The sequence below is a fragment of the Mesorhizobium kowhaii genome, from assembly GCF_042431665.1.
GTDB classification, from domain to species: Bacteria; Pseudomonadota; Alphaproteobacteria; order Rhizobiales; family Rhizobiaceae; genus Mesorhizobium; species Mesorhizobium kowhaii.
In genome coordinates this window covers 1-845 of sequence record NZ_JBHLYT010000230.1, presented here as the reverse complement: position 1 = coordinate 845, position 845 = coordinate 1, and the positions used below count along the sequence as shown (strand labels likewise).

General features: G+C 62.4%; 1 protein-coding gene. It reads right to left on the bottom strand.

Going from position 1 to position 845, the window contains the following annotated elements:
• Positions 1-785: IS66 family transposase (locus ACFFNA_RS39820; RefSeq protein WP_378925838.1), on the bottom strand; the 785-nt coding region annotated here is incomplete at its 3' end.
• Positions 786-845 lie beyond the last annotated feature (60 nt).

The following is an 845-nucleotide window of genomic DNA, read 5'->3' as shown; positions in this document are numbered from 1 at the left end:
CGCTCCAGGATATAATCGGCGAGCATCTGCAATTCAAAGCCCAGATGTCCCATCCACTGCGCCATCAGCGACCGGCTGATCTCGACACCGTCGCGCAGATAGATTGCCTCCTGCCGGTAAAGCGGAAGGCCGTCGGCGTATTTCGAGACAGCGATATAGGCGAGCAACCGCTCCGTCGGCAGGCCGCTTTCAACGATGTGCGCCGGCGCCAGAGCCTGGACCACGCCGTCACGGCCCCGGAAAGCGTATTTGGGACGGCGCGTGACGATGACCCGGAACTTCGGCGGCGCGACGTCCAGCCGCTCGGATCGATCCTCGCCGATCAGAACCTTTTCCAACTCCTCGCAGTCGGCCGGGATTTCCGGCTCTATAACCTCCTCGATGCGTTCGAGGTGGGCGGCAAAACCCTTGCGCGGGCGCGGGGCACGCTTCGGCTTGTCCCCGACCGCGTGAGCAAGTTCGCTCCGGATCGCCGAAAGGCCGGTCTCGACCTCCTCGAAGACAAAGGAGGCCTGCTCGTCGTCGATGGCCAGGCGTAGCCGCTCGGAACGCGTGCCATGTTGCGTGCGCTGCAAAACTTTCAGGATCGACGTGAGGTTGGCAATACGCTCGTTGGCGCTTTTCTCGACGGCTTTCAGCCGGGCGACCTCCGCCTCAGATGCTGCGATCCGAGCTTCGGCGACTGCGATCCGGGCCTCGCTCGCAGCCTGCTCGCGAGCCATGGAAAGGATCATCGCCTTAAGCGCATCAACGTCGTCGGGAAGGGCAAGATCCGGTAGAACCATGGCAAGCAGCAGAGCACAAAAACAGCCGCTTTCCCAACCGTTACAGCCCCATGATTCATC